Source organism: Halolactibacillus halophilus, from assembly GCF_900115605.1.
GTDB lineage: Bacteria > Bacillota > Bacilli > Bacillales > Amphibacillaceae > Halolactibacillus > Halolactibacillus halophilus.
In genome coordinates, this window is the sequence record NZ_FOXC01000005.1 from 1 (window position 1) to 25,151 (window position 25,151).

Consider the following 25,151-nt stretch of genomic DNA (forward strand, 5'->3'; position numbering starts at 1 on the left):
ATGTTTGGCTTGATTAAACACCCGAAGGGTGTGATCCATGGACATCACAAAATCAGGGTCGATTTTATGCTTATATAAGCGATTTGAAAAAATGGTCTTCATGCCCATGATACACACCCTCTCTTTTTTTGTGACGGTTATTGTTAGTGCTTTAATTATACCATACGGAATATATGTTTGTCACTTCAAAAATATTCAAAACAAACGATTCATCACCCACCTAGTGCTGACGCACTTGAGGAAGGTGTCTTCTCGCCTTAATGCGATAAAAACACTTTGCTTATTCGCGTTCTTTCTCTTGATTAATTAGTATATGTAAAAAGATAACAGGTTTCTCAATTAAAATATGGAAACAAAATAGTAAGTAGGTTATACTATAATTAGACCAAATAATTCAATTTTAAAGGAGGATTTTATCATGAAAAAAATAATAACAGCTGTTCTCTTCTCAACATTACTTTTATTAATCGGTTGTAGTGAAGACAATTCGACTACAGATGTAGAACCTAATGATCAAAAAAACGAGGCGAACAATGAAGAGGTTACCGAAAGTGAGTCAGATAAAAATGATGAAGAATACGAAACCCAAGAAGGCGAGGTCTCAGAAAACGAAGGAGGAACATTTACGCTTCACTCTAGACAAGATCAAATAGACACAATAAATACAGGTCCAATCGTAATGGAAATTGAACAATTAAACACGGCTTCTGGAGAATTATCAGGAGATTTAGCTGATTTTTTAGAATCTGATCATATAGAGTATATTCAAATGGATTTAGTTGTTGAAAATACATCTGATGAAGACATTACATTTTATTCATCTCAAGCTGAAATTGCTACCAGCACAGGCGAACAATTAGAATCAGACATGTGGATGTCTGATCACATCGAAGGCGATTTAATGAGCGGTACCAAACATAGTGGTAGTCTTTTCTTTATTTTAGAAAATTCAAAAGCTGAAGATGTAGAAAGTATACGCATTAAATGGAGCGCTCCTTATAATGAGGATTGGGAGGATGTTGGAGAAGCTGTCGATATCGAAATTAGTCTGTGACTATTATAAAGATTAATTTTTCAAGTAAATGCATTGTATTTTTTATTGTCTTTAAATTAACTAAGTTAACATTAAGTTGACTGTTTGTATGTGGTTTGAGGTTTATTATTTATTAAAGAGCCTTTGACAGATTCAATTGCAAATTGCTATTGATCTTCTAAAGGCTCTTTGTATTGCACGACACTTTAAGAAAGTCGAATCGATATATTTATTAAAGGTTATGATTTAGCCTTAATTTAGCTTTATTTAAATCCTCTTAATTTTTTTACTATCACATTAAATAATCCCAAATAAACTTAATCCAATCGTATTAATCGCTAAATTTGCACCTGCATGGATCACATACGACGTTAGTATTGACCCAGTTTTCTCATTGATATAATTAAAGAATAGTCCCGCGATCACTAAGCTGACTATTAACAATAAAAAAAGTAGTGGTGAAAACCAGCTCGCCATAATAGCCACGTGATACAGACTAAACACGACTGCACTTAACGTATAAGAAAGCCACCGTGGCCAGAAATGATTGAGTGTTAAAAAACCAAAGCCTCTAAAAAAACCTTCTTCAATCATCGCATTAACAAGTGGAATATAGAAAAAGACCAACAGGAAATTGTTTTTATTAATGGCCATTGATGTTGCCAATTGACTAGTGACCATTGAAAAGTCAAACATATCCTTCAGTAACAAATAGGCGCCAATAATCACTCCGTATGTACCTAGTGCTAATATAATAATGCCTTTAATCTGTTTACGACGTAAAAGAAACAAATCCTTTACTTTCACCCATTTAAAATACCGATTTAAACTGAGCGGGACAAGAATAAATAAGATAATTTTAACGATGGATTTCACCCAATAGTTCGGTGCAAGAAAAAGGTCAACGGGTGCCATTAGAACAGGCAGTGTGATAAAGAGCAACAAGGCGACGCTTCGTTTTATTTTCGCCACGCTCATCATCGTCTTCTCCGACTGACACCACTATTTTTCGCACGTAACTTTGCCATCTTATCTTGAATACTAGTCTTTCTCGACGATGTTTCCTCATGATTTATACCAATAATTCGAAGCGTTTGACCAATGATTTCAACATCTAAATAATCGTTTGGCTTTGCTTCTTGTGGTAATTCAGCTTGTTTTACGACAAATTCCTTTTGGACTGATTCTACTAATATAACCGCCGTGTCTTGATCACTGAAACGGTCAATAACAGCTACTGTTTTCATCCTTCTCACCTCACACATGCTATATTTTCAGCTTTTATATCTTTTAATCGTCCAGCGGCAATTCCATTAATTCGTGTTAATTGATCAACAGAATCGAACGGTCTCAATTGAATCAGTTGATCGGCCCGCTCATCACCTATATGGATAATCGTCATCAGTTGTTCTTTTGAGGCGGTATTAACATCCACACACGTACTATTTTCTGACGATGGGTTTGTTTCCTCTTTTGACACATCAGGTGCTGGAGTTATGACAGGTGGCGTCGTTGTTTCATCTTGTTGGTCATTCGTCGTTGTTGACTCATTTGTTGGGACAACCGGTGTGGTTGGATAGTCTTTGGCATCGATTAGCTCGATTGTAGCGCCATCAGACAGAAACACGATATCACCATGTTGACTCGTTTGATACACATCAACTTCCGCGTTCACTAACCGCTCAACCACCTCTTCATGTGGATGACCGTAACTGTTATTTTCACTTGCTGAAATAATGACAGCTTCCGGATTTACCGCATCTAAAAAAGCTTGTGAGGTTGAAGTATTCGAACCGTGATGACCTAATTTTAAAATATCACTCATAAGGCGATTACCAAATCGGTTAATTAATGACGCTTCTTCTTTAACCCCAGCATCCCCTGTTAACATAACTTCAACAGCCCCATGTGTCACTTGCGTGACAATGGAGTCCCTATTCGCATCACCTGTCTTTGAAATGGGACCTAACACATCGATTGCAACATCACCAAAATCAACGCCATCCCCTACTTCAGGTTCATAATAGACAATGTCTTTTTCTAAGATAAGCTTGATTGTATTTTCAAATGTCTTCGATGTTGACTCAATACCGTTCATCCATACCTCATCGACCGTTAAAGCTTCTAATATAAGTGGCATTTGACCGATATGATCAGCATCTGGATGAGTGGCGATCATTAAATCTATATGATTGATTCCTTGAATATTTAAATAATCAATCACCTCACGCCCATTCCAGTTTCCAGCATCAACTAAGACATTTCCTGATGTTGCTTCAATCAAGATGCTATCCCCTTGACCGACATCAATAAAATGGACGATCATGTTAGTTGGTGTTTGGACGGAATCTTTCACTTTATCTGTCTCAGTATTTCCTGTACCCGCTGTTCCTTTTTCGGCGTCAGTTTCCGGGTCATTGTCACTGGGCTCATCTCGATCTGTATTATTTGTTGATTCATCGATATCAGTCCCAATATCTTCTGTTCTGTCCTCAGCTTCTTTTTCACTATCTGTTGAATCCATTGTTGTTCCACATGCAGATATAAAAAGTAATACCATGACAAGCGGAAGTAACCATCTTTTTAACACCATAATCCCCTCACTCTCTTTATCTCCCTATAGTTTACCATAGATACCTTCGTGTCTACAGTTGAAAATATTTAACAAAAATCTATTAATAATACTTAATATTAACTAATTTTCATCCGATATTACCCATAGAGTATATTTGATTGAGGAGTGAATAATCGTGTTTAAGAAAAAAACAAAACAGCCCCTTGTAGCAGAAACAAATGATGTCAATCATGTTGTTGATGATTTGTCAGCCGAATTATCAGAAAAACGCCATGATTTAGAAACAACGCTCACATCAATTAATGCCTTATTAATTGATATGACAAGCTTAGATTACATAAAGAAAATGATTCTAAGTGTCCGTGAACAGGCAGATTTGATTGAAAATGTCGCAAGTGGCAGTGAAGAACTAGCTTCAACCACTGAAGAAATTGCGAAACAAACGCAAACCTCAGCGGAAAAAGCAGGAACAGCTAAGGTAACAACCGAACAAAGTCTAACCGAAGCTCAAGCAGCATTCAATCAAATGAATAAAGACGTCCATCGCGTCGGAGAAATTAAAACAGATATGGCCGAAGTTATCACAGAAGCCGCCCGTATTACTGAAATGGTCGATGTCATTAAAGGTGTTGCTGAGCAAACGAATTTACTCGCACTAAACTCTTCAATTGAAGCCGCGCGAGCGGGTGAGCACGGTAAAGGGTTCTCGGTCGTCGCCAATGAAATTAAAAAGTTAGCGGATTCAACAAAAGTCCAAGTGGAACATATTGAATCCATCGTGGCCGAGTTAACAAAGAAAATTGATAAAACTAATGATAAAGTCGATGATATCGTTGAACAACTGACAAAAGCAAATGAAAAAATGCGTGTTGCTTTCAAGGAACTAGATGGGATCAAAGAGGCATTTGATTACTTAAATCAATCTTTCACGGAGGTAAGCGCAAATGTCGAAGAACAATCAGCCACCACAGAACAAATGGCAGCACATCTTGAACAGATCAATGATATCAGTCGTGAGGTTGAATCTAATACAGAGCGAACAGGTGAGATACTCTACACCATCTCCGCAAAACTTAACACCATTCGTCTAGCAATGTATCAGAACCTTTATGATTTAAATGATCAGTCCAAAGCAGACGTCTCGATTGCTGACCACTTAATCTGGAAATGGGATGTCTACAACATGATCTTAGGTTATGTTACCTTAGATGAAGCACAAGTCGGCACTGAGAAAGACTGTCGTCTCGGTCAGTGGTTAAATACACTGCCTCAAACCGAGCGTTTTGAGCAATTAAAACAAGCAATTCATGCACCACATAAGCGGATTCATGACCAAGCTCAGGCAGCGATTAACAGCTACAAAAATAATCGCATCCATGATGCTGAAGAAAGTTTAAAACAAATTGATCAAGACTCACGTGCTGTTGTTGATTACATTAAGGACATAAAGGCTAGTCTCTAGGTGTTTCATGTACACATTTTTTAAATCTAGTTTGATATGTCATTATTGCTTTTGTGCCGGTCATTTTTGACCGGTTTTCTTATTGACTTTCATGTATAATTGACGTATGGTAACTTAAGTAAACATTGCTTAAAACTTTAGCTTTGATATTGAAATAAAGGAGGTCATCCTATGGCTAAGCGCCAGCTAGCAGTCATTGGTTTAGGCCAGTTTGGTCGTGGCGTTACCGATACACTAATCAAACAAGGTCACGATGTACTTGTCATTGATAAAAAAGAACGTCTTGTGAGCGATTATCAAGCCATCGCAACAGAAGCAATCGTGGCAGATACGACAGAAGAAAACCGATTAAAAAGTTTGGGATTAACCAACTTTGATTACGTCATTGTCGCGATAGGTGAAGATATTCAAGCGAGTATTTTAACCACCCTGATTTTAAAAGATATGGGCGTTAAGAATATTTGGGTGAAAGCAATTAATAGAAACCATTCAAAAATTTTAAGTCGTATTGGGGCAGATCATATCATTCAACCTGAAAAAGACATCGCCAAACGACTCGTGAACCAATTACTGCATAACCATATCATGGACTTTGTTGAGCTTTCAAATGATCACAGTATCGTTGAAATAAAAGTCTCGCAGCGACTTGTGAATCGATCGATTGAAGACATTGATTTAAGAGGGCTATATGGTTTGTCCTTAATTAGCATTCGTCATAACGGAAAAGTTGACATAAATCCAAATCCTTATTATTTAATACAACCAAAAGATGTCCTTATTATTTTAGGACATAACCGTGAGATTCAAAAATTTAAAAAGGTGGAAGTCTACGATGAAGCTACGCTTAAAGCTAAGAGATAATCCGTTAACACCGCCTCAAGTACTAGCGATTGGTTTTTTTACTATTATAACGTTAGGGACACTCTTTCTTAAATTACCTGTCAGCCGGACGATACCTCTTTCGTGGCTGGATGCTTTCTTTACCGCCACCTCAGCTGTAACAGTCACAGGTTTAATTGTCGTTGATACAGGAACCGCTTTTACTACCTTTGGGCAAACCGTGTTAATGATTCTAATTCAAATTGGTGGTCTAGGGTTTTTAACCTTTGCGGTGATGAGTATTCTATTCCTTGGGAAAAAAATCCGCTTAAAAGAACGCTTATTAATGCAAGAAGCTTTAAATCAAAATTCAATGGGCGGCATTATCCGTCTCATTCGTACTTTGTTCTATTTTGCAATCATAATGGAGCTCATTGCAACAGCTTTGTTAAGTGTACGTTGGATTCCAGAGTTGGGGATTGGTCGGGGGCTATTTGTTAGCTTATTTCATGCGATTTCATCATTTAATAACGCAGGATTTAGTCTGTTTACCGACAGCTTATCGCAATATGTTGCCGACCCACTGATTAATATCGTGATCACCCTTTTATTTGTCTCAGGTGGGATTGGGTTCACCGTTATTTTCGAACTAATGCATAAAAGAAAGTGGCGCACCTGGACCTTACATACGAAAGTTATGTTAACCGGGACTTTTCTTATTAATGCCTTTGCGGTCTTTGGCTTCTTTATTTTAGAAATGAATAACCCAAATACGATTGGTTCAATGCCACTTGATGATCAGTTATGGGGAAGCTTCTTTCAAGGCTTAACCCCTCGTACGGCTGGGTTTAACTCATTAGATTATGGTCAAATGAATCCTAGTACACTTATGTTGACAATCTTTTTAATGTTTATCGGTGGAGGAAGCGCTTCTACTGCTTCCGGGATTAAAGTCACAACACTTATAATTATTATTCTTGCGGTCGTTGCTTATCTTCGGGGTAACAGTGAAGTATTCGCTTTTAGACAACGGATTGACACAGAAGTTATTATCCGTTCGCTATCGATCATTGTTATTAGTTTCTTCATCGTGTTTATTGCCATCTTTATTTTAGCAGTAACAGAAGATTTACCGATGATGAGTGTTGTGTTTGAGGCCTTTTCAGCCTTTGGTACCGTCGGATTATCAACAGGCATAACAGATCAATTATCTGTCATTGGTAAGCCGGTGATTATGTTGTTGATGTTTGTTGGCCGAGTTGGACCACTAACGATTGCTTTCTCCCTTGCGCGCTCTCAGACACCTCGTATTTCTTATCCTAAGGGTGAGATCTTTACAGGTTGATTTACTCACAAGACAGATATAATCACTTGTTTTCATAGCGTTAGAATGATTGATTAAAATGCTAAAAGCGCCTAAGGCACTTGCCTTGGACGCTTTTTCATCATACGTTTCTTTCTAAGTTTAGCCAGTTGATTAAGTAATCCTCGCTAAATAAGTCATCCGGATAGTCCACAACACCTGTGTCACCATCTTCATATTGCCACTGGACGAATTCATTTAATGCTTCAAAATAAGGGCCATATAGAAATTCAAAGCTCACCGTTTCTTTTGGCATTCGGTTCTCTTCACAGAGCAATGGATCTAAATAGTTCACATACGTCCGGCACGGAATTGGGCGAACTTCATAGCTCATACAGCTGTTTGTCTCTAAATCTAATAACGGACATGGTAAATCAAGGGTCCGATATTTTCGTTTAAAGTCTGGATCATCCTTAAAATCAATCGCGCGTGCTTCTGTTAACTTCGCTTTATGATCCACTTGATATTGAGCTAAATGTTTTAAAATCGCTTCTTTTCGCTCTTTAGGATAGCGGTGAATAGCTTGTTTAATTAACTTTGCTTCTAACCTCGTCACAATAATCGGGAAGTAGCAACAAAAGGCACAGCCCATAAAACACGTCGGCCGTTCGTCTAAGATCTCATCCATTTTATCCATTTCAACACTCACTTGCTGTAATAACTCTTTGAAGGATTCATCTAGCTTTTTATCTACCGATAAATCTTGCTGGTCCCAATGTTCAATAATCTGGTAAAACACTTCTTCATCAATCGCATAGCGTTCACTTAATTGATTGATTTTTATCATTAAACGATCATATGTTAATTCGGTCACTATCGACACCTCAGTTTTCTATTTATTATTTTCGTCATGTTCAACTGATTAAATTTTAACATAAGCCATTCTTTTCGGCTATCACACTAGAGACATCAAAAATGAGATATTAGTTAGTTTTTACTTGACTATCACGTTACGTTATTCTTTATAGTGGACATATGGAGGTGATGATTTTGAAAATTCAAGACGTAATCGATTTAACAGGTGTAACGAAACGTACCTTGCATCATTATGATACGATTGGGCTACTGTCCCCTGCAAAAGACACATCGTCCGGTTACCGGGACTATTCCGATGATGATTTAAATCGACTACAAGCGATTCTGTTTTACAAAACCCTTGGGCTAACACTCGATGAAATTAGGGCTGTTTTAAATGAAGATTCTAACCGGCTATCGACATTAGAAAAGCAAAAACAAGCGCTCATAAAAAAACGGGCCCAACTAAACCAAATGATTAACACCATTGATCAAACCATTCAACATGAGAAAGAAGGAAAAACAATGTCTAACGAAGAGAAGTTTAAAGGATTCGATTTTAACAACACCGCATATGATGAAGAAGCCACCCAGCTATACGGTGAACACGCGGTGAAAACGGCTAAACAAAACTTAAAAAATGGACATGTCAGTCAAGAGGAGATGCATGACACGTTTGAACAACTCGCCACACTTCGTCACCACGCGCCAACAAGCGAGAAAGCTCAAACCGGGATTAAAGTATGGATCGATCAGTTAAATCGTGTCTATCCATACACAAAAGAGATGTTGATCGGTGTTGCCGAACTTTATACGATTGATGAACGTTTCACTGAAAACATCGACCGATACGGTGACGGCTTAGCAGAATTTATGCAAGCGGCAATGATTCATTACGCCAAACATCAACTTTAAGTAACAAAGATATAAAAAAGCGTAAGGACAATAGATACGTCCTTACGCTTTTCATATTTTTCATCCAAAATAACCTGTTAATTAATCTTTTATAACGACCTTCTAAAGAATTGAATCTAAGAAAGCTTTAGTACGTTCTTCTTTAGGGTGATCAAAGATTTGATCAGGCTTACCTTCTTCAACAATGCGGCCTTCGTTCATATAAACGACCCAGTCTCCGACTTCACGAGCAAAGCCCATCTCGTGGGTGACGACCACCATCGTCATACCCTCGTTACCTAACTCCTTCATTGTTTCAAGTACTTCCCCGACAAGCTCAGGGTCAAGGGCTGACGTTGGTTCATCAAATAACATAATATCTGGCTGCATCGCAAGCGCCCGTGCGATAGCTACCCGCTGCTTTTGCCCGCCTGAAAGTCGAGAAGGATAAACATCATATTTATCGCCCAGCCCAACTTTATCAAGGAGTCGCTTTCCTTCTTTCGTCGCTTCTTTTTTTGACATACCTTTGACTTGAATCGGAGCTTCAATCACATTTCCTAGCACCGTTTTGTGCGGAAACAGATTAAAGTGTTGAAACACCATCCCGACTTTTTGTCTCACTTTATTTAAGTCATGCGTATCAGCTTCGACTTGTTCACCTTCAATTATAATGTTGCCATCATCTTTAAACTCTAAAAAATTCAAACAACGGAGTAACGTACTTTTACCAGACCCACTCGCACCGATTAGCACAACGACATCACTTTCATTTACTTTTAAATCAATATCAAATAAGACATGTAAATCTCCAAATGATTTATTTAATTTTTCTACTCGAATCATTTCTCTTGGTTCTGTCATCTGTTATTCCTCCTTAATCACTCACTGCTAATTTTTTCTCTAACTGATTAACCGCAATCGTTAAAATCAAGACAATGAGTAAGTAATAAATCGCGACGGTAAAGAAATAGGGTAAGTAATCAAATGAATTTGAACCCATCGTATTGGATACACCAAATAACTCTTGTAAACCAATAAATGATGCCAGTGATGAATCTTTAATTCCAATTATAAATTGATTACCTAATGAGGGTACCGCGCGCCGAAAGGCTTGTGGTAACACTACCCGGCGCATCGTGAGTGAACGACTCATCCCAAGCGAACGGGCTGCTTCTGTTTGACCTTTTGTGATTGATTGAATCGCCCCACGAATAATCTCGGCAATATAGGCACCAGAGTGAAACGCTAAACCAATACTCGCTGCCCAGAACTCAGGGATTAACCAAATCTCAGCTAAACCGTAAAACAGAATAAAGATTTGAACAATGAGCGGGGTCCCGCGCACAATCCAAATGTATAAATCCGCAATAATTTCTAAAACTTTCACACGTGAAATCTTCAGCATGGCAAAGAATAACCCAATCACAATCGCAATCAGTAATGACACAACCGATAATCTAAGCGTCAGCCACATTCCTTCCATAAATACATCAAAACTATCTATGAATATAGAAAAAAACTCTCCCAACTTGACCACTCCTTCTCTTTATTGAAAGCTTTATTCAGCACTATGTAACGTATGTGTACCGTGAAGAGATGAGGTCACGCCAAAAGCGTGACCTACTCATTTATTCAGCCGCACCTTCTGGTTCAACGGTAATATCGACGCCAATCCACTCTTCAGCTAATTCTTTTAATTCACCCGATTCCTTCATTTCTTGTAGAATCGCATTAATTTCTGCTGTTAACTCTGGATTGTCTTTATTCACGGCAACCCCTTGTTCGCTGACACCTAAATAAAAACCTTCTTCAATTTCAAGACCATTATCGATCGCCGCGTTACCGGTCACGTCGTCGGTAATAACTGCATCATAATTGCCATTTGAAAGTGTTTGTAACGCAACAACATCACTATCTAGTTGCGGGATATCATCAGTATACTGTTCAGCAATGCTAATATAGGTCGTCCCACGTGCAACCGCAATCTTTTTACCTTCTAAGTCTGCTTCTGTTTCAATATCACTACCGGGTTGTAACCAAACAACTGGACCTGAGTAGTAATAAGGTTCACTAAAGTCGACTTGTTCTAACCGTTCTTCTGTGATCGTATGACTGGCGACGGCAATATCATAACGGCCTTCACTAACACCTGTCACAATACCTGAGAATTTCGCGCGTTTTGGATTAGGTTCTAAACCTAACTTATCCGCAATCGCCTTCCCAACCGCAACATCGTATCCGACCATGTCTGTTCCTTCCATATAACTGAAAGGTTTAAACTCCCCTGATGCTGCGAAAGTTAACTTCCCTGATTCAACTAAATCAAAACTTGTTTCACTATCACCTGCACCGTCAGCCCCCGAATCAGATGCTGTATCATCTTCTCCACAAGCAACGAGCGTAAGCATTAGACCTAACAATAAAAACCCTATTAATTTTTTCATGAATAATCTTCTCCCTTGTACTTTTTTTATCTCGTTTAATCCGAAATAAGTATAGGTGATTCCTTTAATCATGGCTAAAAAGCTAAAATCTGCTTAACCTGTGCACGCATCCTCCTCTCTATCTATTACTTATTACTGCTCCGATCGACCCGCAGCAGTTCACCCTATCTTACCCTTACCCGCTATAAATTAACCTCAAACATTGTTTAATGCTTTTTCGGTATGAATCAATCTAGTTTCATATCACAAACACTTACAAACAAACTATGAAGGCGGTTACATTTTCTGACTAAAAAAATAAAAGTTTTTTTCACATATTAAAAAACCTCCGACTCAATAAAGAATCGGAGGTTTTATGGTTAATAAATTAACCAAAGATTATTTGCGGCGCAACACACGTTGCCACATACAACGTTATAAACGTGTGCGTCTTATGCAAATCAGCTCATCGCTCTACTACTATAGCATGGTTAACGTTAAAATGCTAGCTTTTTATTTTTAAATATATAACGATCATTCAGCTGCTTTTTTATCCTTCTTCGCCTCTTCTTTTCCTTCTTGCTCTGCTTGTTTCAAAATGGTTTGGACAGTTTTTTTACTGACATGATCGATAAAGTAAGCTTCAGCCGCTTTTCCCATCGCGTATGTCCCAGAATAGGCAATGGTACTTGAAATAACACTTCCTGAACCAGGTAGGACGACATTTAAGAATTTACTTCCTTGTTGAGCGATGAGTTTAAAACTATAGCCAAGTGATCCAACACCACCTAAACTCACTAAGAAGTCCCTTAGCATTTTCTTATCGACCATACGTCCACTGACATAGCCAATAAAGCTGACCATGAGTAGCTGCAGTGGGACAAGTACTGACATATCACTCACTGGGATTGGTGTTAAGGCAACTGTTGACGCTGCACCTGAGAAGACTTTTATAATTTTTTGGGTCAGTTGCTTCACCGCTCGGTCAATGCGTGTCGATAGCATGAGGTGAATCGCCGATTGAAAGGCCATATTAGATTCTAAATAATCAAGTAATGTATCAATCTGGAAACGCCCATCAAATGTGATGCTTAGTTCTGATCGTTCTTGTTCTGATAAGAATTCTGGTGCCTCATGACTCCACTCAATATAACTTGAGACGGGTATCACTGTTTGAATGGTGATATCCAGTTGATCAATCAACCTTAACACTTGTTGTTTTTTCTCTTTGATTCTTGTTTCTTTTACTTCAGGGTAGTGATGAGGCTCTTTCATTCGAGCAGGTTCAACATGATCGGCATGAGTTAGGACACAAATAACCGGCACATGCTCTGAGACGTAAGGGGTCAATTTTTTAATCTGTGCAAGCTCCTCGTCCATTCCAGCCCGGTCTGTCGCATTCATAACCAAGAGGACGGCGTCTGGCTCAAATTGTTGAACTGCTTCGAGTAAACTTTTCTCAGCACTTTCTCCTGCTGAAAATGATTCATTTAACCCGCGGGTATCAATGACGTCAAACAACACACGATCATTGTCACGATATTGATAGCTACTAACCGCATGCGTACCAATTTCAACAGCCGATGTCTTAGCTAAGTACCGGCCAAACATGGCGTTAATGAGACTGCTTTTACCTACACCTGTCTTACCCACAACAATCAAACGTGGTGGACGGCGCTCTTTTAAGTCTTCAAGTAACTGATTCAGTTCATCATTTTTCAACAAGATATCTTTAATATGGGTTCTAGCTTGTTTAGGTACTTTCATTGGTAGCGTATCGATGACTTGGTCGAGACTGGACCGAATATTGACTAAACGGTCTAGTCGTTCATCTATCTTGGGTCGTTCCATTAGCCTCACGCCTTTCTTTCTATCATGACTAACTTGTCAAAAACCATGCATCGAATGTTTGTTCAACTTTATCGATATCCGCAAACAACAATTGTTTTAGCCTACGTTTATCTTTTCGCCATAGCTTCTGTAATGACGTATCTAAATGCTCTTTTCCTTTAATGAGCTGAGCATATAACTTAAGACGTAATAATTCTACGGACTTTTTATCAATCGACCCTTCAGGTAAATCTTCAGCAATGGGATACAGACAGTATTCCTTATAGTTGGTAACCGATCGTGCAACACCTAGCCCCACTTGAATAGCATAATCAATTCGAAGCGGTAAGTTTAATTTATAAAAATGGGTGTCATGTAAGTCCTGTTCAATCGGTGTCGAGGTAATATAGATGTCCTCATCTTTTGGGATAAGTTTAATAAGTTCATTTAGTATTTCCGTTGCGGTTTTATAAGTAATTATATCATGTAGATTGATATCAAGTAACCGACCGACGGTGTAGAACCAACCATTATGAATCCCAATAAAAGAAATGACCTCAAAATCTCTATATATTTTTAATTCACGTCCGGAATGCCAATCGATTAAATAATCATCGACCCAGTTTTTCATGATGTCACGTCCTTTCTCGGTGTTTTAGTGTCATGTTCTTACTCCTGGTAACTATTCATTTCTTTAGTAATCGAATGTGTTTTGGTAAGACGGTTAAATGAAGCGGCAAATCATCTCCTTCATCGCCATCAATATTTGTGTGTAACGATTGTGTTGACTCAATGGTTAACTCATTTGTTTTAATATAGTGCACTTTTTCATGATCCTTAAACTCACCAGCTAAGACAGATGGCAGAACCGTCATTATATCAAAACCTGCTAACTTTTTAACGATAAAGACGTGCATATGACCATCATCTAATTTTGCATCAGTGGCAATTCTTTCAAAACCAGCAATGGAATTTGTCATGCCAATGATAACAAGGAAAGCTTCTTCCTCGATCGTCTCCCCCCCCACTTTAAAGGTCAGAGGATAAATTTTATTCTCAGCTAGTGTCTTCGCTCCCTCAATATAATAAGCCAGTGGACCTAGTCGGGTTTTTTGTTCCACCCCGACGTCATATGTTGCTTCCGCTACCGCACCTAAAGCCACGACATTAACAAAATAACGATCATTCACTTTCCCTATATCCACCCGTTGTTCGGTATCCGCTTCTTTTAACCAGGCGATTGCCGCTTTTGGTTTTAAGGGAATTCCAATTGCCCGCGCAAAATCATTCACCGTACCAAAAGGGACAAAACTAAATAACGGTTGGTTATCATATTTCGCCAGCCCGGTAATCACTTCATTAATCGTACCATCGCCACCAGCACCAACCACATAATCATATCCTTCATTGACAGCTTCTTCGGCAAATGCTGTCGCATCATCTTGTTTTTTTGTTTCTTTCACTGTCACGTTATAACCTTTGTCACTAACTACTTCAACAATTTCTGCTTTATAGTCGTTTGCCGCTTCATTACCTGAAGACGGGTTTAAGATCACCATCGCTTGTTTCATCTCATTCACTCTTTTCATTCGTTAATTAATTTCACATACAAGCAGTATACTAAAGTATACCCAAATGTTAGGGCGTTCTAACATATGAGATGAAAACACCTTTGACTATGATCATAGTCAAAGGCGCTGACATAATCTTAAGACTATCACCACAAGCATAAAAATACCCGCAACAGCTAGTATCTACTCTAACTGTTGCGGGTAAGTCTCTTCATATAATTAATGATTCATTGGCTGATCATACTAATGCGAAACAATGGCTGACTGTAAGTAATGATAAATCAACTGTTCCGTCGCTTTAATCGAATCAATATGGGTACGTTCAAACGCATGCGAGCTATCAATACCCGCCCCAATCAGGCCATGAATAATATCATATCCTGCTCGAATAGCAGCTGAAGCATCAGAGCCATAATACGGATAAATATCAACTTTATAGCCAATGTTATGATCGTTTGCTAACTGAACTAAATGTTGACGTAAACCATGGTGATACGGACCACTAGAATCTTTCGCGCAGATTGAGACAGTGAATTCATCAGTCGTTTGACCATCACCAATCGCGCCCATATCAACGGCTAAATATTCGATGACCGATGTTGGTATATTTGAATTCCCGCCGTAACCAATCTCTTCGTTATTAGAGATTAAGATATAGGTCGTGTAAGGTAACTCAATTGCTTCTGTCACGATCTGTTCTGATAGTGACATTAACATGGCCACACTCGCCTTATCATCTAAGTGACGTGACTTAATAAAGCCGGTCGCTGTTTCTTCAACCCGCGGGTCAAATGACACAAAGTCACCGACACCAATACCTAAATCATTGACATCAGCTTCATTTTTAACAACAGCATCAATTCTCACTTCCATATTGTCTTGGTTGCGTTCTTTTGTACCAGCATCTTTATAGACGTGGACAGAAGTTTGGTGCATCAAGATCGTGCCAGTATACGTGTTACCACTTGCGGTATGAATCGTACAATATTCCCCTTCAATCGAGTTGAATTTAAAACCGCCAATTAAATCAAGCTTCAGCCTACCACTCGGCTTTACTTCTTTTACCATCGCACCAAGGGTATCGACATGAGCGGTTAACATCCGGGTTTCTGTTGCTGATTTCCCAGGTAAGGTAACAATCAATCCACCTTTATTATTGCGCATTGTTTCTAACTTTAAGTGTTGAAAGAAGTCTTCCACATAAGTGATTACTTCATCCGTATAGCCCGACGGGCTAGGAATGTTCACTAAGTTCTTTAAATAAGTCATCGTATTACTTGTCATATAATCCCTACTTTCGTGTCGTTGTTCATTTTTAAAGTTCTATTAATATCTTTTATCTCGTTTGTATTACTTAAGTCTGACACCTTCTGCTTTACCGCTTGTTCAGTTCAATATAACCATCTGATAAGTCTTCTGGCAACGTATTGGCAAGGATGATGTAGAAAAAGAAACTACCTGGCAAGGTAAAGATAAACAATAATCGCACCAAAAATGGTGGAACATCAAAATGTTTAGCCAACCCACCGCATACACCGTGAATTGACTTTTCTGTTCTTGAGCGTTTAAGTTGCTTCGACATTGAGCCACCTCTTTTATGTTATGATAGACAAATACTAAAATGGCGAAAGGATATCATCCGACATGACACTGATCTTACAAGACAAATGGCAAAAACAATTGGCAGCTATTGATTATCATCACTATAAAAAACTCTACTGGGCGTATCTTAATAATCAATTAACTGACTTAGAAGATATCGGTCTCATCGCCACAACAGGTAAACTGACCGCGTTAAGACAAGCTAAAAATCACGCAGGTCACCGGCTGATCATCTGTTTCTATCACAATACCACATTAGAAATACTCATTCCTTCGTTTACTGCGACATTACCAACATCCGAATCTGTCACTATCACGATTCCAAACTTGACATTAGCACCAGGTGAGGCGACACTTTGGACGGTGATTTTCACTGCCCCAATGACCGATTTTACAGATGGTTGGTTAGTGTCCAGCGATTAATACCCCAAAAATATTAACAGATTAGTCTTCATCTTTCACGTATGAACTCTCTGGAACAGGTTCGGCTAAATAGGCTTGAATCTCGGCGCGAATTCGTTCCATTTCTTTTAAATGCGTATCAAATTGGGCGGTGTTAACTAGATACTGTTCCCCGTCATGAAAGGCTTTGATCTTCTTCTCGAAAATCAATTTACGTAAATCCGTCTCGCTGATTTCTAAATAGTCCGCCGCTTCTTTAATTGACACAAACATACCCTCTCCCCTTTCACTCTTATCCACACACTATTCATAATTACATCACCATAAATGACTTGGGCACAGGTGCTTGAAATGATAAAACTTTTTCTGTCGTTGGATGCAAAAATGTAATTGTCTCAGCATGTAACCCTAACCGTTTGATTGGATTTGTTTTAGCCCCGTATTTTTTATCTCCGACAATCGGATGACCTGCCGCACTCAGTTGAACTCTGATTTGGTTCTTTCGGCCTGTCTCTAATTGTACGTGTAAAATACTCATATTTTTTCCGCGCTGTTTCACTTGATAATGAAGCGTGGCATAAATGCCTTCGGCTTTATTTTTAGTTGTAAACATCCGGTGTGTTTTTGACTCGCCGAGATAGTTCTCTAGCCGAGCCTCGTCTTGTTTAACGACGCCTTCGACAAGTGCGACATAGCGACGTTCTGATACGCGTTCTTTCCAATTTGATTGTAAGATTTTTTTTGCTCGTTCATGTTTTGCAAACACCAATACACCTGATGTGTCACGGTCCAGCCGGTGGACGATAAAAATTCTTGCCCGTGGATCTTTCTGTTGGAGATACTCACTTAATTGCCGGTGAGCGGTTAGTTCTTTTAACTGTTTATTCGTTTGAATAGTCAGTAAGCCACTGGCTTTATTAACGACAAGGCAGTCATCATCTTCATAAAGAATCGTTAAACCTTTTAACTTAGCTAGTTTGATTTGTTCTTTTGAGATAGCGACAACTTGACCAGCTGTTAGTGGGTGATTAAATTGCGAGATTGACTGTCCGTCGACATAGACTTGCCCCCGCTTTAATAAACCTTTTATTTTACTACGACTATAATCAAATGCCTCAAGTAAAAAATCCATTAAGATGGTATTGGCTTTCACCGTATGTTCAATCTTTTTCACGAGACACCCCACTCACTTTTTTCATAGTCACGCTTTATTAAACCACAGTGGACATGATCGAGATAGCGGTCATGCATCCACTCGGCTTCTTTTATAATGCCTTCTTCAGTGAAGCCTAACCGTTTAGCAATATTGCGCGACTTATGATTTGTCGTGGCCGCTTTTAAATCAATCCGATTAAGTCCTAATGCTTCAAAGCCATATGTTACGATGGCTTTTGCGGCTTTTGTCATCACGCCTTGGCCAGTATACGCTTCACCAAGCCAGTAGCCTATTTCTGCGCGTTTATTTTGGTGGTCAATTGAATTAAAACCGACGAGCCCCGCGACAGATTCATTCACATAGATGACCGAAACAAAAGATTCAAGCTTAGCATTAGTCACCACGGTTTCTTCGACAAACTTTCTCGTATGGTCCTCTTTCGTCGTGTATTCAACAAAAATCAAAAAATCACGCAAGTGATGGCGTGAGTCTTGAATTAATCGGTACAATGGTTCCGTGTGGAATACGGTCAGTGGTCTTAATTCAATCTGATCATCTAAAACATGCGTATACATGTAGTTCCCCCTTTAAACATCATCATTTATGACATCAGTATTTGTCCCTATCTGTTATAAGTTGGTTAAGGGACAACTCAGCGATATGTTTATCGCTATTATAACGCTGAATGCTTCAAAAAGCGAGACACCCTAGCCTTTATTTAACAATTTTGGTGCGCTCCACTTAATTAAGATTGCGCCGATTGGGGCCGTTAATAGAATCGACAACACCGCAATGGCTAAAATTTCCGGACCCTTATCTGCCCCACTTGCGAGCGGCAGTGCGCCGATTGCTGCTTGTACGGTGGCTTTCGGTAGGTAACTAAGCACGCAGAATAATCGTTCTTTCATATTTAGGTTACTACCGATGGTAGCGATAAATACACCGATGGTTCGAAACAAAAGACCAATCACTATAATGACCAGTCCCATAAGGCCGGCCTTGAGTGCGACTGTGATATTGACCTCCGCGCCAACTAAACTAAACAATAGAATCTGGGCAAAGAACCAGATTGATAGAAGCGTATCAGACAAGGCTGCCCCCATCTGTTCACGTTGGTCGGTAATAAGAAAACCAATCGCCATAATGCCAAGTAGACTCGCAATCCCAACAACTTCACCAAACGCATAAAATCCTATCGCGCCGGTCAGAAGTAATAATAGCCGTTCATTATTTGATTGGAATAACCGCTTAAAGTCAAACAACTTAATAAACAAGTATCCTATAATCAGTCCTCCCAAGACCCCGAGGATAATACTCACAGGAATCTTTAAGACGGATTCAACAATCGAAACGTCACCTGTTGTACCAAGACTTAAGAAAAAGCTAAAGATGGTAATTGCAAACACATCATCGATCGATGTCCCAGCCAGTAACAGTGTCGGAATTTGCTTATCTTCTCCGTAGCATTCACTTTTTAATTCAAGCATACTTGGGACAACGACAGCTGGTGAGACCGCCGCGATAATAAATCCAAGCATTCCAGCTTCTGCGAAGCTAAAGTCAAACAAATAATAGCTCACTAACAGAATACTGAACCCTTCTAATAAACCTGGTAAACTACTCATTTTAACGGCAAGACTGCCAACGGCTTGTATTTCATGACGCTTAATTCCGAGCCCAGCACGAATTAAAATGATCATCAAACTAAAGGTTCGGATCTCACTCGAAATATGGAGTAAATCAATATGAAGCCAGTCGAGCACATACGGACCAAAAATAATACCAACAAACAACATACCTAGTAATGGCGGTAATCGAAAACCCTTCATCACCATGCCTAAAATAAAACCACTGACTAATAATAATGCAATACTTTCTAACATTGTTTTCTCCTCCTGCGGTGACCCCTTACCGTTTTTTAATGAGTGCTTTTTACCATATAAAAATAGCCACTACAAAGAACAGGTCACCTGCCTGTTTTTTGTAGAAGCTATTGGTCTTTGTAGACAGTTTCTCGAGTTGTCTCGAAGAGGCGAGCTTCACCGCCTAATACTATTTTTAGTTTAGCATACCTTAAGCAATCAAACAATTTGATTTCACCTCTTTTTTGTTTATCACACTTTTAGTTTGTAACTTGTGAGAACTTTCATTCGTCATATCAAGCATAGCAGTTAGACGTACCTAGATGACTTATCACTAAAATATACCAAAAGTCATCTTGTAAATGGTATGTAAATTCTATATGATGGAAATGAATCATTTCATAGATTGTGAGGGTTAATAATGAATAAACGCACACGCATTGTCTCTTGGTCATTAAGCGCTATAGTATTAATCTGGATTATTGAGTTTTATTTCGCCTCTTTATTTGCTTATTGGCGCGTGCTTCCCTCTGTTTTATTTGCTTGGCCAATTATAATTTTTAATATTTATTGCGCTTTAAAAATACCCGTAGATAAATCGAAATTTTACCGTTGGTTGTCACTCACTACTCCTATTTTACTGGCAGTCATTTTAATTATTCCAACGATTCAAGTCTTATTAGCAAAAGAAGAAAAGGTAATGACAACCTCTTCACCCGATGCGTCTTATACAGTTGATATTTATGAAAAATCTAATCCTAAAGTGCTCGTTGCCGAGCGCAAAGGGCCTTTATGGTTTAAGCAACATTTATATGTTGAACGAAATTTTGATCATGTGACTGTAGAATGGGTGACCAGTCACCAGCTTCAAATTAACCAACATATTATCGATTTAAGAAAAGCCGGCCACATCCAGTGACCGGCTTTTAAAGTATTCGCTTTTATCTTTTTATTTCCAGTAAACTTTCACAGCATTTTCTCTTACTCATCATCAGCGGATGAAGGCTCTTCATCAGGCACTGATACATTTTCTTTAGCCTTATTTGGTTTCACGTAATGGATGTAATAGCGCATCGATTCGCGAACAATCAATAAGATAAAAAGACCTAAAATGACTTTATTCATCGTTGTCGTTAAATCACCTACAATCAAAAAGGCAATTAGACCTAATAGATAAAATCCTAACATTAGCTGTTGAACGATTTTCATGCCATCTGTCTTACGCATCAGCTTCCCCCCTTACAAATGGTGTGATAAAGATACGTGCGATATCGATATCTTTAGTTGGTGTGCCTAATACAACTGTCGAAATAAAATACCCTACCCAACTACGGGCCATATTTTCAATGTCAACCTGGCGTTCAAACGGTTTTAATTGTTCTAACAGTTGTTGATAAAAGATGACGGGGAAGTTAATATGTTCCGGCAAATTCCCCATTAAACTCTCGCTTAACAACATCTTTACAAGCGCTCTTTTCTTGATTAACATCTGTGATCGTTCTGTAAACCATAACGTTAATGTTTTTTCAAGTGGTTCATCCGTCTGTTGTTGGCGTTCTTTCATGCTGAAGTGTTCATCAATCGTAGATTGAATGGCTGTTAAAAACAAGTTCTGTTTGTTGGTAAACTTTCTAAACAACGTAACTTCAGCTACTTGTGCTTTTGACGCAATGTCTTGAGTGGTCGCATTGTAACCTTTTTCGATAAAGACATCAACGGCGGCTTTAATAATCTGGTTCGTTTTGTCTGCCATAACTAAACTCCTCGTGTGGATTGTTGTTTAGCTTTGCTTTTTAATGAACAACGGATCAAACAGTAACAATATTACTGGCATCACAATAACGGTACTTAAAAAGGCAAAACTAATATTCACTACTGTCATCATACCAAAATTATTTAAAATGACAAAGTCTGAAAAAAGTAACGCACTAAATCCAGCTAACGTTGTCACTACAGAAACAAAAATCGCTCGTCCGATCTTTTCATTGGCGATAATAATTGCTACTTCGGGAAGATGGTCTTTTTTTCGTTCTTCCACGTAGCGTTCCATTATTAAAATTGTAAATTCGGTACCGATCCCGATAACTAGTGCGCCGAGGGTTGCGGTAATCGGGGTATAGCTCATATCAAACAAATACATCACAAGCCCAGACCAACCGACAATTAATACAATCGGAATCAGTGGAATTAAGGCTTTAATCACGTGACGATAAAGGATCAGTAACGCTAAGAATACTAACACCATACCCACTAATGTCATCATAAAACGGCCACTCGTTAAACCGTCAACCATTTCATTATCAAGGACGGAACGTCCGGTAATCGTTGTGTCGATACCTTCGGTATCTAATGCTGATAGTGTCTCCGCTAATTCCGCCAGAAAAACTTCCTTTTCTTCTGATTCCATATAGCGAATTCCTAAGGTCATCGTGCCAATATTATTTTCTTCGTCAATAAACATATTAATTTGACTCACTGGTAACAAACTGGCGTTTGTCGCTATGTCTGACTCATTATTCATCTCGCTCATCATCCCTAACATACTGGCAAGATGATTCACTTTAACAATATCTTCACTAAATTCCGTCATTAAAACCTGTTCAGTTTCATTTAACCATGCCATAGTGTCATCAGACCATACATCAGCTGTTTCATAAAGTATCGAAATTTGATCGGTCGTACCAACGACATCTCTTAAGGTGCGCAAATCTTCTAGTGCAGGTAAGTCCTGTGGCATAAAGGTTTCAATATCTGTTTCAGCTGGAGCATCTAAGTCATAGTAAAGACCAAGCGCACTTAAAACTAGAGCGACAGCTAAAATGATAAACCGCGATTTAATGATCCACCGTGTTAAGACGCGAAACGGTGACCGTTTATTTTGTTTTGGTTTTTCTTTCTTTTCATAGGGGACAATCTTATCTCTAATGTACAGTGCGGGAATTAAAATGAGCACGGCGACAATAAAACTAATCACCACACCAATCGAAAGCATTGTCCCAAAATCTTTGATCATTGGTACAGGTGATGTATATAAACTAAAGAATCCAAGTGCCGTCGCAATCATCGCAACGGCTACCGCGGGGATCATCTTTTTTACGGTTGTTTTTAATGCTTTTTTGTTCATTCTTCTTCCTCCAAACTTTCGTGGTAACGGTTTTGGAACTGAATGGCATAATCAATCCCTAACCCAATAAGGATTGGGAAGACAGCCATTGATACCATTGTGATTGGGACATTAACCCATCCCATAAAGCCAATAGTCGCAACTGTCGCAAGTAAGACAACGAGTAAGGGAAAGACGCGCCATTTCACTTTAAAAATCAGCAACAAGACGACAACCATTAGACCAACAGCCATTATAATCATCAGCTGCATGCTTTCTTGCATCGACTCGCGCATGCTTAAATCAAGTACGGGTTTTCCCGTTACCGTGACATCAAATTGATCTGTTTCATAGTCATCAACATAAGTTGTTACCCGGTCGATAACAGTACTTTTTTCTTCATTTGTCGTTTGACCATTAAACACTATTTGCATCATCATCGTGTTATTATCAATCACGACACTGTCAAAAACAGGTTTAATCAAGCCATCTTCAAATGTTAGATAGTCTAACGTTTCTGCTTCTGTTGGTAGACCTGGATGAAGGGTATTGTTGTGTTCTTGCATGTTTTTCATGTTGTCGCTGATGTTAATAAGTTCTGAACCGAGCCCTTGAATTTTTTCCATTTGAATAGATAAATCAGTTGTCGGTGATTGGTTCATCATTTCTACAAGTTGATCAAGTTGTTGACTAAACTGGGAAAATCCTGTTTCTGTTTCTGATAACCCTTCACTTAATGGGGTTAATTGATCAAGTACTTGACTTAACTTTGTTAATCCTTGATTGAGCTGTTCCAATGACAGTTGATTCTCGTTTGATTCCGGGAATTGATCTTTGATACTGTTTAACTCCGTAAGGAGTTGTTCTGTTGTCGTATCAACACCATCGACACCTGATTGGAGCTTTCCAACCCCGTCAATGATTTGATTAAACTGCGTTGTTAATTGACTTGGGTCCATTTGAGCGGTCGGTGTCAATGTTTGTTCACCAGACATACCGTTTGATAGCTCGGTTCCCATTTTGTTTAATCCAGCTGCAATCTGCATAAAACCAGCTTGTGCTTTTACTTGTTGCATCGTAGTCATTTGTTCGACGATTGTTACCGGACTCATTGTATGACTGACAACCGGGTCATGTTCAACAATCTGTGCAACATCTTTCATATGATTCAATGTTTCGATAGTAAAGACTTGTTCATCACTTTGATATAACAGAATCATCGGATCGGTGCCAAAAGTATTCTCAAGTAAGGTGTAGTCTTTATAAACATCAGAGTCTGTCGAAACAAGTGTGTCATTTCCTGTTGATAATTCCACTCTCATCGCCCCTGCAGTCATAGCGATAATGCCGATGATTGTTATAAAGATTGTCTTGATTGGGTAATGTTCAAGCATATCGCTCAAACGCTTAAAGCCTTGCTTCATATTATCTCCCTCATTCCTAATGTAAGTAATTACTTACATACATTCTAGTGGGTGATAAATATAAATGCAAGGCTTTTTGATTATTTTTCTTCTTCTTTTTTTAGCCGGTCTTTTAATTTACGTGCCGCACTGCGTTTGTAATGCCTTACGGCATTAGCACTTACACCTAAATCCTTGCCAATTTCAACAAGTGTTTTTCCTTTTAACACGTGGCCTTCAAACCAAGCCCACTCATTCTCTGTTAATACGTGTCTTAATTGATTGATAAAGTACCCATCAGCAATCTGATCTTCGGTTTGAAACTGTCCGTTCGCCTCAACATGTAACTTGTACTTCTCTTCTCGATTGCGTTTACGCTCATCTTTTCTGAACAAATCAATCAAGCGGAACTGCATTTTATTATAGACATACGTAGAAAACTTCATCTTCTCATCATCATAATCAAGCGTTGCTTGCCATAGACAAATCGCTAGCTCTTGATAAAACTCACCTTCAGGGTCTCTGACATGATACTTCTTTAGTAAGTGGTACATCATTGGTTCATAGTCATTCAGCAATCGGTTAAACTCATCCATCTTAATACGTCCTCTTGGAGGATCCTCATTGTATTCCGCGGTAAGTTCAGCATAATCGGTTGGTGTTGTTTTGGCACCTTGCCAAAAAGAGTATTGTAGTCTTTAAACAAGTACTTTAGCAACTGATTCGCTAATTCTAAGTATATTTAGTTACCAAATTATATGTTTTAGTAAAATGTAAACCCAATAATATTTAATCATCAATAGTTTATTGGATTCGATTGGGATTTTCATAGAGAAAATAAGTAAAATGTCTTTG

28 protein-coding genes and 1 riboswitch are annotated in these 25,151 nt (G+C 38.7%); of the genes, 7 read left to right on the plus strand and 21 right to left on the minus strand.

Going from position 1 to position 25,151, the window contains the following annotated elements; genetic code table 11:
• Positions 1–418: 418 nt before the first annotated feature.
• Positions 419–1,054, plus strand: coding sequence for a DUF4352 domain-containing protein (locus BM098_RS02970; RefSeq protein ID WP_089830254.1), 636 nt, complete (start codon positions 419–421; stop codon positions 1,052–1,054).
• A gap of 276 nt (positions 1,055–1,330) precedes the next feature.
• Here BM098_RS02970 and BM098_RS02975 read toward each other — a convergent pair whose 3' ends face one another.
• From BM098_RS02975 to BM098_RS02985, 3 genes are read right to left on the minus strand one after another with little or no spacing between them, the layout of a single operon-like run.
• Positions 1,331–2,011: a CPBP family intramembrane glutamic endopeptidase gene (locus tag BM098_RS02975; protein ID WP_234987393.1), complete on the minus strand. Its 681-nt coding sequence runs from the start codon at positions 2,009–2,011 to the stop codon at positions 1,331–1,333.
• Positions 2,011–2,280, minus strand: coding sequence for a DUF3006 domain-containing protein (locus BM098_RS02980; RefSeq protein WP_159430095.1), 270 nt, complete (start codon positions 2,278–2,280; stop codon positions 2,011–2,013). Before BM098_RS02980 ends, BM098_RS02975 begins: the two co-directional genes overlap by 1 nt.
• Positions 2,281–2,285: 5 nt before the next feature.
• Complete coding sequence (locus tag BM098_RS02985; RefSeq protein ID WP_159430096.1) at positions 2,286–3,623, minus strand: MBL fold metallo-hydrolase; 1,338 nt, start codon at positions 3,621–3,623, stop codon at positions 2,286–2,288.
• Between the two features lie 160 nt (positions 3,624–3,783).
• Between BM098_RS02985 and BM098_RS02990 the strand changes: the two genes are divergently transcribed.
• The 3 genes from BM098_RS02990 (at position 3,784) to BM098_RS03000 (ending at position 7,234) form a co-directional block, all read left to right on the plus strand.
• Positions 3,784–5,070 (plus strand): methyl-accepting chemotaxis protein, encoded by a 1,287-nt coding sequence (locus BM098_RS02990; RefSeq protein ID WP_089830259.1) that lies wholly within the window; start codon positions 3,784–3,786, stop codon positions 5,068–5,070.
• A gap of 171 nt (positions 5,071–5,241) precedes the next feature.
• Positions 5,242–5,931, plus strand: a complete 690-nt coding sequence (locus tag BM098_RS02995; protein WP_089830262.1) for a potassium channel family protein — start codon at positions 5,242–5,244, stop codon at positions 5,929–5,931.
• Positions 5,903–7,234, plus strand: coding sequence for a TrkH family potassium uptake protein (locus BM098_RS03000; RefSeq protein ID WP_089830264.1), 1,332 nt, complete (start codon positions 5,903–5,905; stop codon positions 7,232–7,234). The genes BM098_RS02995 and BM098_RS03000 overlap by 29 nt, the downstream gene beginning before the upstream one ends.
• Before the next feature lie 100 nt (positions 7,235–7,334).
• On the opposite strand, the gene BM098_RS03005 is transcribed toward BM098_RS03000, so the two are convergent.
• Entirely contained in the window at positions 7,335–8,066 is a 732-nt protein-coding gene (locus BM098_RS03005; protein WP_234987394.1) for a YkgJ family cysteine cluster protein, read from the minus strand.
• Positions 8,067–8,242: 176 nt separating this feature from the next.
• Here BM098_RS03005 and BM098_RS03010 point away from each other — a divergent pair, with 176 nt between their 5' ends.
• A complete protein-coding gene (locus BM098_RS03010; protein ID WP_159430097.1) occupies positions 8,243–8,962 on the plus strand; it encodes a MerR family transcriptional regulator in 720 nt (239 codons plus the stop codon).
• A gap of 102 nt (positions 8,963–9,064) precedes the next feature.
• On the opposite strand, the gene BM098_RS03015 is transcribed toward BM098_RS03010, so the two are convergent.
• From BM098_RS03015 to BM098_RS03050, 8 genes are all read right to left on the minus strand, one after another.
• Entirely contained in the window at positions 9,065–9,805 is a 741-nt protein-coding gene (locus tag BM098_RS03015; RefSeq protein ID WP_089830268.1) for an amino acid ABC transporter ATP-binding protein, read from the minus strand.
• A gap of 13 nt (positions 9,806–9,818) precedes the next feature.
• A complete protein-coding gene (locus BM098_RS03020) occupies positions 9,819–10,427 on the minus strand; it encodes an amino acid ABC transporter permease (RefSeq protein ID WP_089830405.1) in 609 nt (202 codons plus the stop codon).
• Between the two features lie 145 nt (positions 10,428–10,572).
• Positions 10,573–11,388: a transporter substrate-binding domain-containing protein gene (locus BM098_RS03025; protein WP_089830270.1), complete on the minus strand. Its 816-nt coding sequence runs from the start codon at positions 11,386–11,388 to the stop codon at positions 10,573–10,575.
• Positions 11,389–11,901: 513 nt separating this feature from the next.
• Positions 11,902–13,218: a GTPase family protein gene (locus BM098_RS03030; RefSeq protein WP_089830272.1), complete on the minus strand. Its 1,317-nt coding sequence runs from the start codon at positions 13,216–13,218 to the stop codon at positions 11,902–11,904.
• A gap of 28 nt (positions 13,219–13,246) precedes the next feature.
• A complete protein-coding gene (locus tag BM098_RS03035) occupies positions 13,247–13,828 on the minus strand; it encodes a hypothetical protein (RefSeq protein WP_089830274.1) in 582 nt (193 codons plus the stop codon).
• Positions 13,829–13,883: 55 nt separating this feature from the next.
• Positions 13,884–14,786 carry a diacylglycerol/lipid kinase family protein gene (locus BM098_RS03040; RefSeq protein ID WP_089830275.1) on the minus strand — a complete coding sequence of 301 codons (903 nt, stop codon included), beginning with the start codon at positions 14,784–14,786 and terminating at the stop codon, positions 13,884–13,886.
• Between the two features lie 225 nt (positions 14,787–15,011).
• The gene (locus tag BM098_RS03045; RefSeq protein ID WP_089830277.1) at positions 15,012–16,052 is read right to left on the minus strand and encodes a M42 family metallopeptidase; all 1,041 of its coding nucleotides are present in this window, start codon (positions 16,050–16,052) and stop codon (positions 15,012–15,014) included.
• Between the two features lie 91 nt (positions 16,053–16,143).
• Positions 16,144–16,350: a PspC domain-containing protein gene (locus BM098_RS03050; protein ID WP_089830280.1), complete on the minus strand. Its 207-nt coding sequence runs from the start codon at positions 16,348–16,350 to the stop codon at positions 16,144–16,146.
• A gap of 62 nt (positions 16,351–16,412) precedes the next feature.
• On the opposite strand from BM098_RS03050, the gene BM098_RS03055 reads away from it, so the two are divergent.
• Entirely contained in the window at positions 16,413–16,793 is a 381-nt protein-coding gene (locus tag BM098_RS03055) for a hypothetical protein (RefSeq protein ID WP_089830282.1), read from the plus strand.
• A gap of 21 nt (positions 16,794–16,814) precedes the next feature.
• On the opposite strand, the gene BM098_RS03060 is transcribed toward BM098_RS03055, so the two are convergent.
• The 4 genes from BM098_RS03060 to BM098_RS03075 all read right to left on the minus strand — a co-directional run bounded on the left by BM098_RS03060 (position 16,815) and on the right by BM098_RS03075 (position 19,811).
• Positions 16,815–17,045: an excisionase family DNA-binding protein gene (locus tag BM098_RS03060; RefSeq protein WP_089830284.1), complete on the minus strand. Its 231-nt coding sequence runs from the start codon at positions 17,043–17,045 to the stop codon at positions 16,815–16,817.
• Between the two features lie 40 nt (positions 17,046–17,085).
• Positions 17,086–17,946 (minus strand): RluA family pseudouridine synthase, encoded by an 861-nt coding sequence (locus BM098_RS03065; protein ID WP_234987395.1) that lies wholly within the window; start codon positions 17,944–17,946, stop codon positions 17,086–17,088.
• Positions 17,943–18,503, minus strand: coding sequence for a GNAT family N-acetyltransferase (locus BM098_RS03070; RefSeq protein WP_089830286.1), 561 nt, complete (start codon positions 18,501–18,503; stop codon positions 17,943–17,945). Before BM098_RS03070 ends, BM098_RS03065 begins: the two co-directional genes overlap by 4 nt.
• Positions 18,504–18,635: 132 nt before the next feature.
• Entirely contained in the window at positions 18,636–19,811 is a 1,176-nt protein-coding gene (locus tag BM098_RS03075; protein WP_089830288.1) for a cation:proton antiporter, read from the minus strand.
• A 94-nt stretch (positions 19,812–19,905) separates the two neighbouring features.
• Positions 19,906–19,984, minus strand: a riboswitch (Fluoride riboswitch).
• A 227-nt stretch (positions 19,985–20,211) separates the two neighbouring features.
• On the opposite strand from BM098_RS03075, the gene BM098_RS03080 reads away from it, so the two are divergent.
• Positions 20,212–20,709, plus strand: a complete 498-nt coding sequence (locus BM098_RS03080; RefSeq protein ID WP_089830290.1) for a DUF5412 family protein — start codon at positions 20,212–20,214, stop codon at positions 20,707–20,709.
• 62 nt (positions 20,710–20,771) lie between these two features.
• Here the strand turns inward: BM098_RS03080 and BM098_RS03085 are convergent, their stop codons facing one another.
• The 5 genes from BM098_RS03085 to BM098_RS03105 all read right to left on the minus strand — a co-directional run bounded on the left by BM098_RS03085 (position 20,772) and on the right by BM098_RS03105 (position 24,892).
• Positions 20,772–21,017, minus strand: a complete 246-nt coding sequence (locus tag BM098_RS03085) for a hypothetical protein (protein WP_089830292.1) — start codon at positions 21,015–21,017, stop codon at positions 20,772–20,774.
• On the minus strand, positions 21,010–21,543 hold the full coding sequence (locus BM098_RS03090) for a TetR/AcrR family transcriptional regulator (protein WP_089830294.1): 534 nt from the start codon (positions 21,541–21,543) through the stop codon (positions 21,010–21,012). Before BM098_RS03090 ends, BM098_RS03085 begins: the two co-directional genes overlap by 8 nt.
• Positions 21,544–21,570: 27 nt before the next feature.
• Complete coding sequence (locus BM098_RS13850) at positions 21,571–22,914, minus strand: efflux RND transporter permease subunit (protein ID WP_089830296.1); 1,344 nt, start codon at positions 22,912–22,914, stop codon at positions 21,571–21,573.
• Positions 22,911–24,317 (minus strand): MMPL family transporter, encoded by a 1,407-nt coding sequence (locus BM098_RS03100; RefSeq protein ID WP_089830298.1) that lies wholly within the window; start codon positions 24,315–24,317, stop codon positions 22,911–22,913. The genes BM098_RS13850 and BM098_RS03100 overlap by 4 nt, the downstream gene beginning before the upstream one ends.
• An 80-nt stretch (positions 24,318–24,397) precedes the next feature.
• Complete coding sequence (locus BM098_RS03105; RefSeq protein ID WP_089830300.1) at positions 24,398–24,892, minus strand: sigma-70 family RNA polymerase sigma factor; 495 nt, start codon at positions 24,890–24,892, stop codon at positions 24,398–24,400.
• Positions 24,893–25,151 lie beyond the last annotated feature (259 nt).